The organism is Mycobacterium sp. 852002-53434_SCH5985345, from assembly GCF_001667155.1.
Lineage (GTDB): Bacteria > Actinomycetota > Actinomycetes > Mycobacteriales > Mycobacteriaceae > Mycobacterium.
In genome coordinates this window covers 19,345-35,021 of record NZ_LZIE01000007.1, presented here as the reverse complement: position 1 = coordinate 35,021, position 15,677 = coordinate 19,345, and the positions used below count along the sequence as shown (strand labels likewise).

General features: G+C 65.8%; 11 protein-coding genes, 1 pseudogene and 1 riboswitch. Of the genes and pseudogenes, 6 read left to right on the top strand and 6 right to left on the bottom strand.

Features of this window, described 5'->3' with window-relative positions; genetic code table 11:
- Positions 1-472: 472 nt before the first annotated feature.
- Positions 473-2,401: pseudogene (locus tag A5756_RS00955) on the top strand (APC family permease); the annotation flags it as partial.
- An 88-nt stretch (positions 2,402-2,489) separates the two neighbouring features.
- Positions 2,490-4,493, top strand: coding sequence for an APC family permease (locus A5756_RS00950; RefSeq protein ID WP_082959101.1), 2,004 nt, complete (start codon positions 2,490-2,492; stop codon positions 4,491-4,493).
- Positions 4,494-4,603: 110 nt separating this feature from the next.
- Here A5756_RS00950 and A5756_RS00945 read toward each other — a convergent pair whose 3' ends face one another.
- The 3 genes from A5756_RS00945 to A5756_RS00935 are packed head-to-tail and all read right to left on the bottom strand — an operon-like array spanning position 4,604 to position 7,862.
- Positions 4,604-5,338: a class I SAM-dependent methyltransferase gene (locus A5756_RS00945; protein WP_066945914.1), complete on the bottom strand. Its 735-nt coding sequence runs from the start codon at positions 5,336-5,338 to the stop codon at positions 4,604-4,606.
- Positions 5,335-6,471, bottom strand: a complete 1,137-nt coding sequence (locus tag A5756_RS00940; RefSeq protein WP_066945441.1) for a homoserine O-acetyltransferase — start codon at positions 6,469-6,471, stop codon at positions 5,335-5,337. The genes A5756_RS00945 and A5756_RS00940 overlap by 4 nt, the downstream gene beginning before the upstream one ends.
- A gap of 11 nt (positions 6,472-6,482) precedes the next feature.
- Entirely contained in the window at positions 6,483-7,862 is a 1,380-nt protein-coding gene (locus A5756_RS00935) for a bifunctional o-acetylhomoserine/o-acetylserine sulfhydrylase (protein WP_066945437.1), read from the bottom strand.
- A 148-nt stretch (positions 7,863-8,010) separates the two neighbouring features.
- A riboswitch (SAM riboswitch) is annotated at positions 8,011-8,127 on the bottom strand.
- Between the two features lie 147 nt (positions 8,128-8,274).
- On the opposite strand from A5756_RS00935, the gene A5756_RS00930 reads away from it, so the two are divergent.
- Entirely contained in the window at positions 8,275-10,512 is a 2,238-nt protein-coding gene (locus A5756_RS00930; RefSeq protein ID WP_066945434.1) for an NADP-dependent isocitrate dehydrogenase, read from the top strand.
- A 35-nt stretch (positions 10,513-10,547) separates the two neighbouring features.
- Positions 10,548-11,777, top strand: a complete 1,230-nt coding sequence (locus tag A5756_RS00925) for an NADP-dependent isocitrate dehydrogenase (RefSeq protein WP_066945430.1) — start codon at positions 10,548-10,550, stop codon at positions 11,775-11,777.
- Here the strand turns inward: A5756_RS00925 and A5756_RS00920 are convergent.
- Positions 11,770-12,567, bottom strand: a complete 798-nt coding sequence (locus tag A5756_RS00920; protein WP_066945912.1) for an alpha/beta fold hydrolase — start codon at positions 12,565-12,567, stop codon at positions 11,770-11,772. The genes A5756_RS00925 and A5756_RS00920 overlap by 8 nt on opposite strands.
- Positions 12,568-12,819: 252 nt before the next feature.
- Here A5756_RS00920 and trpS point away from each other — a divergent pair, with 252 nt between their 5' ends.
- Together trpS and yhjD are read left to right on the top strand one after the other, a co-directional pair.
- A complete protein-coding gene (gene trpS / locus A5756_RS00915; RefSeq protein WP_066945427.1) occupies positions 12,820-13,839 on the top strand; it encodes a tryptophan--tRNA ligase in 1,020 nt (339 codons plus the stop codon).
- 7 nt (positions 13,840-13,846) lie between these two features.
- Positions 13,847-14,875: an inner membrane protein YhjD gene (gene yhjD / locus A5756_RS00910; protein ID WP_066945424.1), complete on the top strand. Its 1,029-nt coding sequence runs from the start codon at positions 13,847-13,849 to the stop codon at positions 14,873-14,875.
- On the opposite strand, the gene A5756_RS00905 is transcribed toward yhjD, so the two are convergent.
- Both A5756_RS00905 and A5756_RS00900 read right to left on the bottom strand, forming a co-directional pair.
- Positions 14,872-15,246, bottom strand: a complete 375-nt coding sequence (locus A5756_RS00905) for a nuclear transport factor 2 family protein (protein WP_066945421.1) — start codon at positions 15,244-15,246, stop codon at positions 14,872-14,874. The two genes, yhjD and A5756_RS00905, sit on opposite strands and share 4 nt — an antisense overlap.
- Entirely contained in the window at positions 15,243-15,611 is a 369-nt protein-coding gene (locus tag A5756_RS00900) for a DoxX family protein (protein WP_066945909.1), read from the bottom strand. The genes A5756_RS00905 and A5756_RS00900 overlap by 4 nt, the downstream gene beginning before the upstream one ends.
- Positions 15,612-15,677: the final 66 nt, after the last annotated feature.

Below are 15,677 nucleotides of genomic sequence, written 5' to 3'. Positions count from 1 at the left end.
AAGCGCACCGCGCCGCTGGCGATTCGCGCTCTGAATAGCCTGGAGCGCAGTAAAAGTCAATTTTTACAAGTGCGGATTGTGTCAAATGATATAAAGGAAGCGTCGCGATGGCGTCCAGAAGGGCTGCTGTACAACACCTTTAACCTGCCTGTGCGTTTACTGTCCATATCGGACGACGCGTGCGAAATCTGTTTTGAGACGAAGTGCGTTACCTCACAACACCCTTGGCGCGGCACACCAATCAACGCGAAGTATGAGCGTTTATTACCAATGGCGCCGTCTTTGTTACATCCAAGTCACGCGCTGAGAGTGTGCTGGCAATTCTTCTGACAATTTCCTGTGTTTATCGTTGCTGGCCGATAGAGGTAGGGCGACAAAAACAATTGCGGCAGATACGCTTTCGGCGAGCATCATGGCTCGGGGAAGACGTTTCAAACAGGTGGGGGAAGGAATATGCGCGGTGCCAACATCTTTGGCTGACGGGCGGCCCGGCGAGCACAGGGCATGGTCATCGCTGTCCGACGTGTGCAAGCGGGGCCTTCTCGGCAGGCCCCTGATCAACTCGCAGCTCGAACACGAAAAGTTGTCGAACCCGGTCGCGCTCGGGGTGCTGTCGCCCGACGCAATCTCCTCGACCGCTTACGGCTCCGAGCAGATCATGATCGAACTGCTGCCTGCGGCCGGGATGGCGGCGTTCGCCCTGCTGCTTCCCATCACCGGCGTCATTCTCCTGATCCTGGTGCTGGTGGCGGCGTCGTATCGCCAAGTTGTCATGGTCTATACGCGGTCCGGCGGATCGTACGTGGTCGCGCGGGAGAATTTTGGCCCTCGGGTGGCGCAGGTCGCCGCGGCGGCACTGCTGATCGACTACGTGGTCACGGTCGCCGTGCAATGCGCCGCGGGGACCGTCGCGGTGGCTTCGGCGTTACCGGTGCTGGGCCCCTACAGCCTTGAGATCACCGTCGGCATGGTGTTGTTGATGTGCTTTGCGAACCTGCGCGGTCTGCGCGAAGCGGGAGCCCGTTTCGCGTTGCCTACCTACGCGTTCGTGGCCATGGTGTCGCTGACCATCGTTGTCGGAGTCATTCGCGAGCTGAGCGGAAGCCTGCCGACATACGATCCCCAGCACATCACCGGAGCGGTGCCGGTCCACCAGGGCAGCGGATTGGTGATGGGCGCGACCGTTCTGATTGTGTTGCGCGCGTTCGCCAACGGTGGCTCATCACTGACCGGAGTCGAAGCCATATCGAACACGGTCACCACTTTCCGCAAGCCGGAGGGCATCAACGCCCGGCGAGTCATGACGATCATGGCCTGCATCCTCGCGTTCCTGCTGGCAGGCGTGGCGTGGCTGACGCACGTGACCCACGCCGTCCCTTACACGGACGGCTACCCGTCCATGTTGTCCGAGATCGCCCGGGCCGTCTTCGGTCACGGCGCAATCGGCAGTGTCCTCTACATCTTGGTGCAGGCGTCGACCGCGGCGATCCTCTACACCGGCGGCAACACCAGCTTCAACGGCTTTCCCGCGCTGGCGAGTTTCGTTGCCGGGGACCGGTTTTTGCCGCGTCCGCTGATGAAACGCGGCCATCGCCTGGTCTTCTCCAACGGCATCATCGCCCTGACCGCCCTGTCGATCGCGTTGCTCCTCATCACCGGGGGCTCGGTTGATGCGCTGGTGCCCTTCTACGCGATCGGTGTGTTCACCGGATTCTCCATGGCCGGCTATGGGATGACGAAGCACTACCTGAGCAAGCGCGGCCCAGGCTGGCGGCGCAAGGCGGTGGTCAATTTCTCCGCGGGGATCCTGTCGACCGTCGTAGTGGGGATTTTCGCGGTCGCCAAATTCAGCGAGGGCGCCTGGCTCATCGTCGTTGTCTTCCCGCTGCTGGTGCTCGCGCTGATGCGACTGAACCGGCAGTACCGCGCGGAGGCGTCCGTGCTGGAGATGTCACGCACGGAAAAGCCGGTCCTGGCCCGCTACACCCGGCACCGGGTCTTCGTCTTCGTGGATTCCATCGACCTCGCGGAGGTGGAAGCGCTGCGATATGGCAACGGTCTGCACGCCGACGAGCTGACCGTGGTGCATTTCGTGATCGACGCCGATCATGCCGCCCGGCTGCAGAAGCGTTGGGAGATATTCGAACACGACACCTCCCTTCGTTTGGTGGACTGTGCCGATCGGCACCTGGGGCGCGCCGCCCACGAGTTGGTGCTGCAGGTGCTCAAGGACCATCCGGACACCAAGGCGACCGTGTTGCTGCCGCGCCGAACCTATTCGCCGCTCGTCGGCCGGCTGTTGCACGACCGCACGGCGGACAAGATCGCCCGCGCCGTCAGCCGCATTCCCGGTGCGGTCGCGCAGATCGTGCCGTATGACATCGAGTCCCGCATCGCCGAGGTCACCCGCGCGGGATGACGTCATCCGGCCACGAGTCGGGCCGGCACTGGATCTAAATCGTTTGGAAAGCCTTCGAGGAAGGGATGCTGTGACGCAACCGAGTGGCGGGATACCGCTCTCCTTTACCGATAAGTGCAAGCGGCTTTTCCTCGGCCAGCCGTTGACCACCGACCAGCTGGACGGCGAGAGATTGTCGAATCCCGTTGCACTCGGCGCACTGTCACCCGACGCGATCTCCTCGACCGCGTACGGCACCGAGCAGATCATGATCGAACTGCTGCCGGCCGCCGGGATGGCGGCTTTCGCGTTGGTGCTTCCGATTACCGGAGTCATTCTGGTGGTCCTCGCGTTGGTGGCCGCGTCGTACCGGCAGGTGGTCATGGTCTACACGCGGGCCGGCGGGTCCTACACGGTCGCACGGGAGAACTTCGGACCGCGGGTGGCGCAGGTCGCGGCGGCCGCGCTGCTCATCGATTACGTGGTCACCGTGGCGGTGCAGCCCGCGGCCGCGACGGTGGCGGTGGTGTCGGCGATCCCGCAGCTACGGCCCTACCACCTGGAGATTACGCTCGCGGCGGTGGTCCTGATCTGCCTGGCCAACCTGCGCGGGCTACGACGATCGGGGCGCACGTTCGCGATGACGACCTATGCCTTCGTCGGCATGATCACGGTGACGATCCTGACCGGCTTTGTTCGTGAAATATTCTGGGGATTACCGAGATACGATCCGCAGCACATCGTGGGCGCAGTGCCGGTTCATCAGGGTGGCGGCCTGGTCATGGGGGCGAGTCTCCTGATCGTGTTGCGCGCCTTCGCCAACGGCGGTACCTCACTGACCGGCGTCGAGGCGGTGTCGAACACCGTCAACGTCTTTCAGAAACCCCAGGGCGTCAACGCCCGTCGGGTGCTGACGTGGATGGCCTGCATCCTCGGCTTCCTGCTCGCGGGCGTGGCGTGGCTGACGCACGTCACCCACGCCGCACCCTATCGCGATGAATACCCGTCGATGTTGTCCGAGATCGCCCGGGCGGTCTTCGGCCACGGCGTGATCGGGAATGTGCTCTACTTCCTGGTGCAGGCGTCGACCGCGGCGATCCTGTTCACGGGTTGCAACACCAGCTTCAACGGCTTTCCCGCGCTGGCGAGTTTCGTTGCCGAGGACCGCTTCTTGCCTCGCCCCTTGACCAAACGCGGCCATCGCCTGGTGTTCTCGAACGGCATCTTCGTGCTGACCGCGCTGGCGATGGTGTTGCTCATCGTCACCGAAGCCAAGGTGAGTGCGTTGGTGCCGTTCTTCGCGATCGGCGTATTCACCGCATTCGCGATGGCCGGCTACGGCATGGCCAAGCACCATCTGACCCGGCGCGGGCAGGGGCGGCGATTCAAGTTGGTGGTGAATCTGTCGGCGGGAATCATGTCGACGCTCGTGGTGGGAATCTTCGTGGTGGCCAAATTCACCGAGGGCGCGTGGCTCATCGTCGTCATCTTCCCGTTGCTGGTGCTGGCCTTGATGCGGCTGAACCGGAAATACCGCGACGAGGCGTCCGTGCTGGAGATGTCGCGCACGGAAGACCTTGACCTCGGGCGGCACCCGCGGCTGCAGGTGCTGGTGTTCGTGGACACGATCGACCTGGCCGAGATCGAGGCGGTGCGTCTCGGCTATGGGCTGCATGCCGACGAGCTCACCGCGGTGCACTTCGTGATCGACGTCGACCATGCCGTGCGGCTGCGCGAGCGTTGGGATCGCTTTGAGCACCACACCCCGCTGTGGCTGATCAACTGTCCGGATCGCCATCTGAGCCGCGCCGCACACGAATTGGTGGTGCGCGTCCTCAAGGACCATCCGGACACCAGGGTGACGGTGCTGTTGCCGCGGCGCACCTATTCGCCGCTCTTGGGCCGGCTACTGCACGACCGCACGGCGGACAAAATGGCGCGTGTTGTCAGCCGCGTCCGCGGTGCGACGGCAATCATCGTGCCCTACGACATCGAGTCACGGATCGCGCGGGTCGCACCCGCCGGCGTTGACGCTCGCGCCCCCGAAGTGGTTGGTCCCGTGCCGGCGCCGATACTCAGCCTGGTCGACGACTGATCCGAAATCATTTGCGCGAGTGTGCATCTATGGCGATTTCTGAGGGTGGACTTCACCACCCCGAGAAGCTGCTACGGGATGAGGATGATGACGATGGGCCTTAGTTCGGCCTACTCGGACAGCCTCGCCCTGATGCAGACGGTGACGTAGGGCAGCGCCAGCCCGGTCGAATTCGCCAGCGCCGGATGGGTGGCGAGCAACTCGCGCACCTGCTCCAGTGTCCTGGTGCGGACCTCGGTCGGCGAGGTGATGCAGTAGCTGCGCGATGCGACCAGGTCGATCAAGGCTTGCGGCGTAAGGTAATTCGTCCACTCGACCTGGTGACGCTCCGGCTCGGTGAACGACTCGGACAGCGTGACGTCGAAGCGGCCCCGGTCGCCGTCGGAACCGATGATGTCGCCCAACTCCCGCACCCAGCCCAGCCGCTCGTCGCGGGTGTTCCACACCAGGCCCAGCCGACCGCCCGGGCGCAGCACGCGGGCGATCTCGGGAATGGCGCGCTCGGGGTCCACCCAATGCCACGCCTGCGCGACCAGCACGACGTCGACGCTGTTGTCCGGCAACGGGATTCCCTCCGCGGTGCCCAACAGCGCCCGGGTCTCCGGCAGGGAGGTGCGCAGCACTTCCAGCATGTCGGGAATCGGGTCGACGGCCACCACGTCCAGCCCGCGCTCCACCAGCCGGGTGGTCAGCTTGCCGGTACCCGCACCCAGGTCGAGCACCTGGCGCGCGCCGCGTGGCAACAGCCAGTCGATGGCCTCCGGGGGATAGGACGGGCGGCCCCGCTCGTAGGCCGCGGCCGCCGAACCGAACGACAGGGAGCGGTCGTGGCGAGAGCGGGTCACCGCCGGCACGCGCCTTCGCCGTCCTCCGCGTCGGCCAAATCCAACGTCTTGCGGATCAGCTCGCCGACCGCATCGGATTCCACCAGGAAACCGTCGTGCCCGCAGATGGATTCGACAACATGCAGGCCGCTGCAACCCGGCAGCAGCTCGGCGAGCTCCTCCTGCAATCGCAGCGGGTAGAGCCGGTCGGAGGTAATGCCGCCGACCACGGCCGGCACCGGGCAACCGCTCAGGGCCTTGCGCACACCGCCGCGGCCGCGACCGACGTCGTGGCTATTGAGCGCCTCGGTCAGCGTCACGTAGCTGCCCGCGTCAAAGCGGGCCAGCAGCTTGTCGCCCTGATGCTCCAGGTAGCTCTGCACGGCATACCGGCTGTCTTCGACGCTCTGCTTGTCGTTGCTGAACCGGGTGTCGAGCTCAGCTTCCCCGCGGTAGGTCAGGTGGGCGAAGCGGCGGGCGATGGTCAGGCCGGTGTCCGGTGTGCGGCCGGTGCCGTGGTAGTCGCCGCCCTGCCAATTCGGGTCGGCCTTGATGGCCGCGATCTGCGTGGTCTGTGTGCCGATCTGGTCCGCGGTCGCCCGCGCACCGACCGCCAGCAGCAGGCCGGCCCGGACGCGGCTGGGGTGACCGACCATCCACTCCAAAGCCCTTGCGCCGCCCATGGATCCGCCGACCACGGCGGCCACCTCGTCGATCCCGAGTGCTGCCAGCGAGGCGATGTCGGCCTCCACCTGGTCGCGCACCGAGATCATCGGAAACCGTGAGCCCCAAGGCTTTCCGTCGCGGGCTAGCGAGCTCGGTCCGGTCGAACCGCGGCAACCGCCCAGCACGTTGGTGGCCACGGCGCACCAGCGGTCCGTGTCTATCGGCGCGCCAGGGCCGGCCACGCCGTCCCACCAACCGCCGGTGGGATGCCCGGGTCCGGCGGGGCCGGTGATGTGCGAGTCGCCGGTCAGCGCGTGCAGCACGACCACCACGTTGTCGCGGTTGGGCGACAGCTCACCCCAGCGCTGAACGGCGATGCAGACATCCTCGATCACCGCGCCGCTCTCGGTGGTCAGCGAGCCGATGTGCACCAGGCCGATCTCGCCTTCGGCGGGCAGCGTCTGGGTGGGGACGTCGGAGATCGTCATCGCCGGGGCCCTTAGAACGCCGCCACGGCTTGCGGGTCGGCGCCCGAGGTTTGCGCGTCCGCACCGTACTTGCGCGCCGCGGCGAACCCGAGCTCCAGGTCGGCCAGGATGTCGTCGATGCCCTCGATGCCGACGGCCAGCCGCACCAGTCCCGGGCTGACCCCGGTGCTCAGCTGCTCGGCCGGGCTCAGCTGCGCGTGGGTGGTGGACGCCGGGTGGATCACCAGCGAGCGCACATCGCCGATGTTGGCGACGTGGCTGTGCAGCTTCAGGGCGTTCACGAACGCCTTGCCGGCCTCGACCCCGCCGGCCAGCTCGAACGCCAGCACCGCACCGGTTCCCTTGGGCGCCAGCTTCTTTGCGCGCTCGTGCCACGGCGAGGCGGGCAGGCCGGCGTAGTTGACCGACAACACGCCGTCGTGGCCGGCCAGGTACTCGGCCACGCGCTGCGCGTTGGCGACGTGGCGCTCCATGCGCAAGCTCAGCGTTTCGATGCCCTGGGCCACCAGGAACGCGTTGAACGGCGAAGCGGCGGAGCCAAGGTCACGCAGCAGTTGCACGCGCGCCTTAAGCGCATACGCCGGCGGGCCGAGCTCGGCGAACACCACGCCGTGGTAGCTCGGATCGGGCGTGGTGAATCCGGGGAAGCGGCCCTGCGTCCAGTCGAAGGTGCCGCCGTCGACGATGACACCGGCGATCGCCGAGCCGTGCCCGCCGAGGTACTTGGTGGCCGAGTGCACCACGATGTCGGCGCCGTGCGAAAACGGCTGGATCAGGTAGGGCGTGGCGATGGTGTTGTCGACGATCAGCGGTATCCCGTTTGCGTGGGCGACGCCGGCCACCCCGGGGATGTCCAGCACGTCGATCTGCGGATTCGAGATGGTCTCGCCGAAGAACGCCTTGGTGTTCGGTCGCACGGCGGCCTGCCAGGAGTCCAGGTCGTCGGGGTCGTCGACGAAGCTGACCTCGATGCCGAGCTTGGCCAGCGAATAGTGGAACAGGTTGTACGTGCCGCCGTAGAGCCGCGGGCTGGAGACGATGTGATCCCCGGCACACGCGAGGTTCAGTATGGCGAAGGTCTCAGCGGCCTGCCCCGAGCTCAGGAAGAGCGCGGCCACACCGCCCTCGAGCGCGGCGATGCGTTGCTCGACGACGTCGGTGGTCGGGTTGCCGATCCGGGTGTAGATGTTGCCCGGAACCTCCAGCCCGAACAGCGCGGCGGCGTGGGTGGTGTCATCGAACGTGTAGGACGTGGTCTGGTAGATCGGCAGGGCGCGGGCGTTGGTCGCCGGGTCCGGTTGCTGACCGGCGTGCACCTGCTTGGTCTCGAACGACCAGCGGGCGGTCGGGTCGGTGTCGTCGTTGCTGGTGCTGCTGTTGTCGGGGCTCACGTGGGTTTGCTTTCTGCTTCGAGATTGGCGAATCGGGTATCGGGGTTGCGGGTTAGCAGCGCGACACGATTCGACACACCGGCCGATCCGAAGGAGTTGGATATGTGCACATCACGTCTTCCCCTCTAGTCAGGGGTCCGTTATGGCGGACCCGCGCTTGCCGCGCAGCCTGTGGCTACTAGACCTGGTCATCACCCGGGGCACCCCACCGCGGTTGGAGGGTTGCCGGCCAGCAAGCCGGGGCTTGATGCTGGCACTCATGACCAATACGAAGATTAGCTTACTGTGCCGACTTCGTGCCAATGGCGGGTCGACACCTGGCCAAACGCCCTTGATAACGTGGCGGGAAGAACGCTGAGCCCCCCAGAGATCTGACCGATATTCGAAGATTTGCCACGCCGGGAGAGGGACCGTGAGCGCCGAACAGCCGACCGTCATCTACACACTGACCGACGAGGCGCCGTTGCTGGCGACCTACGCGTTCCTCCCGATCGTGCGCGCCTTCGCCGAGCCGGCGGGCATCCAGATCAAGACCAGCGACATCTCCGTCGCCGCCCGGATCCTTGCCGAGTTCGGAGAAGACCTGACCGAAGAGCAGCGGGTTCCGGACAACCTGGGCGAGCTGGGCAAGCTGACCAAGCTCGCCGACACCAACATCATCAAGCTGCCGAACATCAGCGCCTCGGTGCCCCAGCTGATCGCCGCCGTCAAGGAGCTGCAGGGCAAAGGCTTCAAGATTCCGGACTTCCCGCAGAGTCCGAAGACCGACGAGGAGAGGGAAATCCGCGCCCGCTACGGCAAATGCCTGGGCAGCGCGGTCAACCCGGTTCTGCGAGAAGGCAACTCGGACCGGCGCGCGCCAAAGGCTGTCAAGGAGTACGCGCGCAAGCACCCGCACAGCATGGGGGAGTGGTCGCCTGCCTCGCGCACCCACGTCGCGACCATGCGCAAGGGCGACTTCTACCACGGCGAGAAGTCGATGACGCTGGACCGCGCGCGCAACGTGAAGATGGTGCTTCAGACCAAGGCCGGCAAGACCCTCGAGCTCAAGCCGAAGGTCGAGCTGCGCGAGGGCGACGTCATCGACAGCATGTTCATGAGCAAGAAGGCCCTGGTCGAGTTCTACGAAGAGCAGATGGAGGACGCCTACGAGACCGGCGTGATGTTCTCGCTGCACGTCAAGGCGACCATGATGAAGGTGTCGCATCCCATCGTCTTCGGCCACGCCGTCAAGGTCTTCTATAAGGACGCCTTCGCCAAGCACCAGGAGCTGTTCGACGAGCTCGGCGTCGACGTCAACAACGGACTGGTCGACCTCTACAACAAGATCGAGTCGCTGCCCGCCTCGCTGCACGAGGAGATCATCCGCGACCTGCACGCCTGCCACGAACACCGCCCCGAGCTGGCCATGGTCGATTCGGCCAAGGGCATCACCAACTTTCATTCGCCCAGCGACGTGATCGTGGACGCGTCGATGCCGGCGATGATCCGCGCGGGCGGCAAGATGTGGGGCGCCGACGGTCGGCAGAAGGACACCAAGGCCGTCAACCCCGAGTCGACCTTTTCGCGGATCTACCAGGAGATCATCAACTTCTGCAAAACCCACGGGCAGTTCGACCCGACGACGATGGGCACCGTGCCCAACGTCGGCCTGATGGCGCAGCAGGCCGAGGAGTATGGCTCGCACGACAAGACGTTCGAAATCCCCGAGGACGGTGTCGCCGACATCGTCGACCTCGACACCGGGGAAGTCCTGCTCACCCAGAACGTGGAAGAGGGCGACATCTGGCGGATGCCCATCGTCACCGACGAGGCGGTCCGCGACTGGGTCAAGCTGGCCGTCACCCGGGCGCGGAACTCGGGCATGACGGTGGTGTTCTGGCTGGACACCGAACGGCCGCACGAGGTCGAGCTGCGCAAGAAGGTCAAGGCCTACCTGAAGGAACACGACACCGAGGGCCTGGACATCAACATCATGCCGCAGGTGTGGGCCATGCGGTACACGCTGGAGCGCGCGATGCGCGGCCAGGACACCATCGCCGCGACCGGAAACATCCTGCGCGACTACCTCACCGACCTGTTCCCGATCCTCGAGCTGGGCACCAGCGCCAAGATGCTGTCTATCGTGCCACTGATGTCCGGCGGCGGGATGTACGAAACCGGGGCGGGCGGTTCGGCGCCCAAGCACGTGCACCAGCTCCTCGAGGAGAACCATCTGCGCTGGGATTCCCTCGGTGAATTCCTCGCGCTCGGAGCGTGTTTCGAAGACATCGGGATCAAGACCGACAACGAGCGCGCCAAGATACTGGGCAAGACGCTGGACGCGGCGATCGGCAAGCTGCTGGAGAACAACAAGAGTCCGTCGCGCAAGGCCGGCGAACTCGACAACCGTGGCAGCCAGTTCTATTTGGCGCTGTACTGGGCCGCCGAACTCGCGCAATCCGACGACGAAGAGCTGCGCGAGCATTTCGCCGCGCTGGCCAAGTCGTTGGGCGACAACGAGGACACCATCGTGGCCGAGCTCGCCGAGGCGCAGGGCGAGTCGGTCGACATCGGTGGCTATTACTACCCGGACAGCGAGAAGACGACTGCGGTGATGCGGCCGAGCAAGACGTTCAATGAGGCGCTAGCCGCTTCGCAAGGCTCGTAAGGTCAAGGGGCCGCCAAGAGAAAGTCGGGCTCGATATGTCAGGCGAACACAAGATCAAAGTCAAGGGGCCCATAGTCGAGCTCGACGGTGACGAGATGACCCGCGTCATCTGGAAGTTCATCAAGGACATGCTGATCCTGCCGCATCTCGACATCCACCTGGACTACTACGACCTCGGCATCGAAAACCGCGACCGCACCAACGACCAGGTGACGATCGACGCCGCGTACGCCATCAAGAAGCACGGGGTGGGCGTCAAGTGCGCCACCATCACACCCGACGAGGCCCGCGTCTCCGAATTCAACCTGAAGAAGATGTGGCTGTCGCCTAACGGCACGATCCGGAACATCCTGGGCGGCACCATCTTCCGCGAGCCGATCGTGATCTCCAACGTGCCGCGCCTGGTGCCGGGCTGGACCAAGCCGATCGTCATCGGCCGGCACGCCTTCGGTGACCAGTACCGGGCGACGAATTTCAAGGTCGACAAGCCGGGCACCGTCTCGATCACGTTCACACCGTCGGACGGCAGCAAGCCGATGGTGCACGAAGTGGTGTCCATCCCCGACGACGGCGGTGTCGTGATGGGGATGTACAACTTCAAGGAATCCGTCCGGGATTTCGCGCGCGCCTCGCTGGCCTACGGCCTGAACGCCAAGTGGCCGGTGTACCTGTCCACCAAGAACACCATCCTCAAGGCCTACGACGGCATGTTCAAGGACGAGTTCCAGCGCATCTACGACGAGGAGTTCAAGGACAAGTTCGAGGCCGAGGGGCTGACCTACGAGCACCGGCTGATCGACGACATGGTGGCCGCCTGCCTCAAGTGGGAGGGCGGCTACGTGTGGGCCTGCAAGAACTACGACGGCGACGTCCAGTCCGACCTGGTCGCGCAGGGCTACGGATCGTTGGGTCTGATGACGTCGGTGCTGATGACCGCCGACGGCAAGACGGTCGAGGCCGAGGCCGCGCACGGCACCGTCACCCGGCACTTCCGGCAGTATCAGGCCGGCAAGCCGACGTCGACGAACCCGATCGCCTCGATCTTCGCCTGGACGCGTGGGCTGCAGCACCGCGGCAAGCTCGACGACACCCCGGAGGTGATCGAGTTCGCCCAGACGCTGGAAAACGTGGTGGTCGAGACGGTGGAGAGCGGCAAGATGACCAAGGACCTGGCCATCCTCATCGGCCCCGACCAGGAATGGCAGCAGAGCGAGGAGTTCCTCAACTCGATCGCCGAGAACCTGGAAAAGACGCTGACTAACTAGCCGACGGGTTGGCGCCCCGGCTGGCGGTGGTGCACTCGTCGAGGAATTCGGTGATCAGTTCGGCCACGCGCTCGGGCGCCTCGAACATCGGGATGTGCCCCACGCCGTCGAGCTCGGTGACCTGGTGGTCGTCGGGCAAATGGGTGGTGAAATGCCGGCTGAACCTGGGTGCGGGCACAATCCGGTCCTTCTCGCAGATCACCAGGTGCGCCGGGACGGCGTTTTCGGCCAGCTCCTGCAGGCCGTGCAGCAGCAGCGACTTGACCAGCAGCTGGAAGTACGCCGGGCAGTGGGCGACGTCGTCGATGCAGCCGAGCAGTTGAGAGTCGCTGACCCCCTCGGGCGTTGCGCTGATCGCGTAGGTGGCCAGCCGGTGGCTGAACGGCAGTCGCATCACCTTCGGGCCGAACAGCCAGGCCAGCACCAGCAGCGGAATGCCCAGGATGAACTTGGCGATCACCTCGAACTTGGCCGGGCTCCAGCGCGTCCACCCGCCGGCCGGGGCGATGCCCATCACGCTGCGCGCCCGCCCGCGCCGCTCGAGTTCGAACGCGACCCAGCCGCCCAGCGAGTTGCCGACGATGTGGGCGGTATCCCAGCCCAGCTCGTCCATCTGGTGCTCCACGTGGTCGGCCAGCACCGCCGAGGACAGGAACCAGGTCCCCGCGGGCGGCCCGCCGTTGTGGCCGGCCATCGTCGGGGCGAAGACCTCGTACCGCCCGGTGTCGGCCAACCGCCGGGCGACGTCCTCCCAGACCGCCTGGGACAGCAGGAACGGGTGCAGCAACAGAACCGGCTCTCCCGAACCGAGGTGGATCGGTGGCCGCGTCCCCGTGTTGCTGTTCGTCCTCTTGCTCCCCATACCGCCGACATTAAAGGCGGTACCGCCGGTACCGCAAGCGAGCGGAGCTCCGCGAGGTCGGGGCACCGCCCGGCTCGCGAGCGTGAAGCTGTCCGCACACTCGGCGGCGAGTGTGAAGCTAGCCGCACACTCGGCGGTGGCGGGTCCCCGGAAAGGCCCGCGTGAAAAGATCGGTGCATCATGAGCACCGCTACCGGATCCCGCCGGATTTTCTCCGGCGTGCAGCCCACCTCCGATTCGCTTCACCTGGGGAACGCCTTGGGTGCCATCACCCAGTGGGTCACGCTGCAGGACGATCACGAGCCGTTCTTTTGCGTGGTCGACCTGCACGCCATCACCATCCCCCAGGATCCCGACGCGCTGCGCCGCCGGACCTTGGCCACGGCCGCCCAATACCTGGCGCTCGGCATCGACCCCGCCCGCAGCACGATCTTCGTGCAGAGCCACGTGCCCGCGCACTCCCAGCTGGCTTGGGTGCTGGGCTGCTTCACCGGCTTCGGGCAGGCCTCGCGGATGACGCAGTTCAAAGACAAGTCGGCCCGCCAGGGCGGCGACTCCACCACCGTGGGCCTGTTCACCTATCCGGTGTTGCAGGCCGCCGACGTCCTGGCCTACGACGCCGAGCTGGTGCCCGTGGGCGAGGACCAGCGCCAGCACCTCGAGCTGGCGCGCGACGTGGCGCAGCGGCTCAACAGCCGGTTCCCCGACACGTTCGTGGTTCCCGACCTGCTGATCCCCAAGGCCACCGCCAAGATCTATGACCTGCAGGACCCGACATCGAAGATGAGCAAGTCGGCGGCCACCGATGCCGGCTTGATCAACCTGCTCGACGATCCCGCCGCGTCCGCGAAGAAGATTCGCTCGGCGGTCACCGACAGCGAGCGCGAGATCCGCTTCGACACCGACGCCAAGCCGGGCGTGTCCAACCTGCTGACCATCCAGTCCGCGGTCACCGGCGTCGGCATCGACAAGCTCGTGGAAGGTTACGCCGGACGGGGTTACGGCGACCTGAAGAAGGAGACCGCCGAAGCGGTCGTCGAGTTCGTCAGCCCGATCAAGGCCCGCGTCGACGAATTGCTGGCTGACCCAGCCGAATTGGAGGGGATCCTGGCGGCCGGGGCCCAGCGGGCCGAGGATGTGGCCGGCCAAACCGTTCGGCGGGTCTACGATCGGTTAGGTTTCCTTCCGCAGCGAGGATGAGTTCACCATGAGCGAGCCGGCCAAGGCGGGTGCCCTCGACCGGCTGCGGGCCCGGTACGGCTGGCTCGACCACGTCCTGCGTGCCTACCAGCGCTTCGACGACCGCAACGGCGGGTTCTTCGCGGCCGGCCTCACCTATTACACGATCTTCGCGCTATTCCCTTTGTTGATGGTCGGTTTCGCGGCCTTCGGGTTCATCCTGGCCAGGCGGCCCGAACTGCTGAAAACGATCGACGACCACATCCGGTCCCAGGTGACCGGCGCCCTGGGCGATCAGCTGCTCGACTTGATGAACTCGGCGATCAATGCGCGGGCGTCGGTGGGTGTCATCGGCCTGGCCACCGCGGTGTGGGCGGGTCTGGGCTGGATATCGCATCTGCGCCAGGCGTTGACGGAGATGTGGTGGGACGAGCGCATCGAGTCGCCGGGCTTCGTGCGCAACAAGCTTTCCGATCTGTTGGCCATGCTGGGAACATTCGCGGTGATCGTGGCCACCGTCGGGCTGACCACCGTGGGCCATGACGCGCCCCTTGCTGCACTGTTGAAATGGCTTGGGGTGCCGCAGCTTTCGGTGTTGGATTGGCTGTTTTGGCTGTTGTCGATCGTGATCTCCACGGCCATCTCGTGGATGCTGTTCACCTGGATGATCGCCCGGCTGCCGCGCGAGAAGGTCAGCCTGGCCGACTCGGCGCGCGGCGCGCTGATGGCGGCCGTCGGGTTCGAAGCGTTCAAGCAGGTGGGTTCCATCTATCTGCGGGTGGTATTGCGCAGCCCCGCGGGCGCCACGTTCGGCCCGGTGCTGGGTCTGATGGTGTTCGCATATATCACCTCGTATCTCGTGCTCTTCTGCACGGCGTGGGCGGCGACGGCATCCGATCACCCGCGCACCCGCCACGTCGCACCGCCCGCCCCGGCGATCATCGCCCCGCGCGTGCAACCCGATGAGGGGATCAGCACGCGGCAGACGCTGACCGCGATGGCGATGGGAGCCGTTGGGGCGCTGGCCCTCTCCCGCGTCACCCGGCGGCTGCGCTAGCCGCCCAGGGCCGTGCGCATCCGTTCGGCGAACACCGTCGCCGCCCTCAGCGGGCGGACCATCACGGTGATCTCGTCGATGAGGCCGTCCGCGCGCGTGTGCACGAAGTCGCAGCCCTGGATTTCCAGGTCCGCAACGGCGGCCCTGAACATGAGCGCGTGATCGCCGGTGCCCACACCGGAGAGCTCCTTTTCGAAGCGAAAGCCCGTCAGCACGTGGGCGACAGCGGAGACGATGGTTGCGATCACGTCCGGCCCCCGATAGGGCCGGTGCGCGATGGGGCTGTGCAGCACCGCGTCGGGCGCGAATAGGCTTCCGATGCGGTTGAATTCGCCGGCTTCCACGGCGCGACGGAACGGGTGGCCGCTCACAGGCCGAGCGCCCTGCCGACGGCCACCGTGACGGCGGCGGCGAAGATCGTGACGGTCGCGGCGACGTTGCGTGGTTCGCGAAGGTATGCGTGCGAGCCGATGGCGCCCACCATGACGATCGCGAACCCGAAAGCCGCCAGCGGGGTGAGGAACGCCGCGATACCGACCAGCCGGGGCAACACAATGCCGATGGCGCCCAGCAGTTCACAGAACGCGGTGACACGGATCACCGGTAAGGGGAACGGCGTGACGCCCGTTTGTCCGCTGGCGATCAGCCGATCTTTCGGTTGACTGATCTTGGCCAGGCCCGACGCGGCAAAGAGCGCGGCGAGCGCCACCTGCAACGTCCATAGCAACAAATTCATCATGACCTCCCACGTCGATGGCTGTTCACCTCTATGACGCGGCAGGGCCGCATGACGTGACACCGA

Excerpts from the sequence above, each read along its gene's own strand:
- yhjD (WP_066945424.1), top strand. The coding sequence starts at position 13,847 with ATGAGCGAGCCGGCCAAGGCGGGTGCCCTCGACCGGCTGCGGGCCCGG.
- A5756_RS00925 (WP_066945430.1), top strand. The coding sequence starts at position 10,548 with ATGTCAGGCGAACACAAGATCAAAGTCAAGGGGCCCATAGTCGAGCTC.
- trpS (WP_066945427.1), top strand. The coding sequence starts at position 12,820 with ATGAGCACCGCTACCGGATCCCGCCGGATTTTCTCCGGCGTGCAGCCC.
- A5756_RS00940 (WP_066945441.1), bottom strand. The coding sequence starts at position 6,471 with ATGACGATCTCCGACGTCCCCACCCAGACGCTGCCCGCCGAAGGCGAG.
- A5756_RS00900 (WP_066945909.1), bottom strand. The coding sequence starts at position 15,611 with ATGAATTTGTTGCTATGGACGTTGCAGGTGGCGCTCGCCGCGCTCTTT.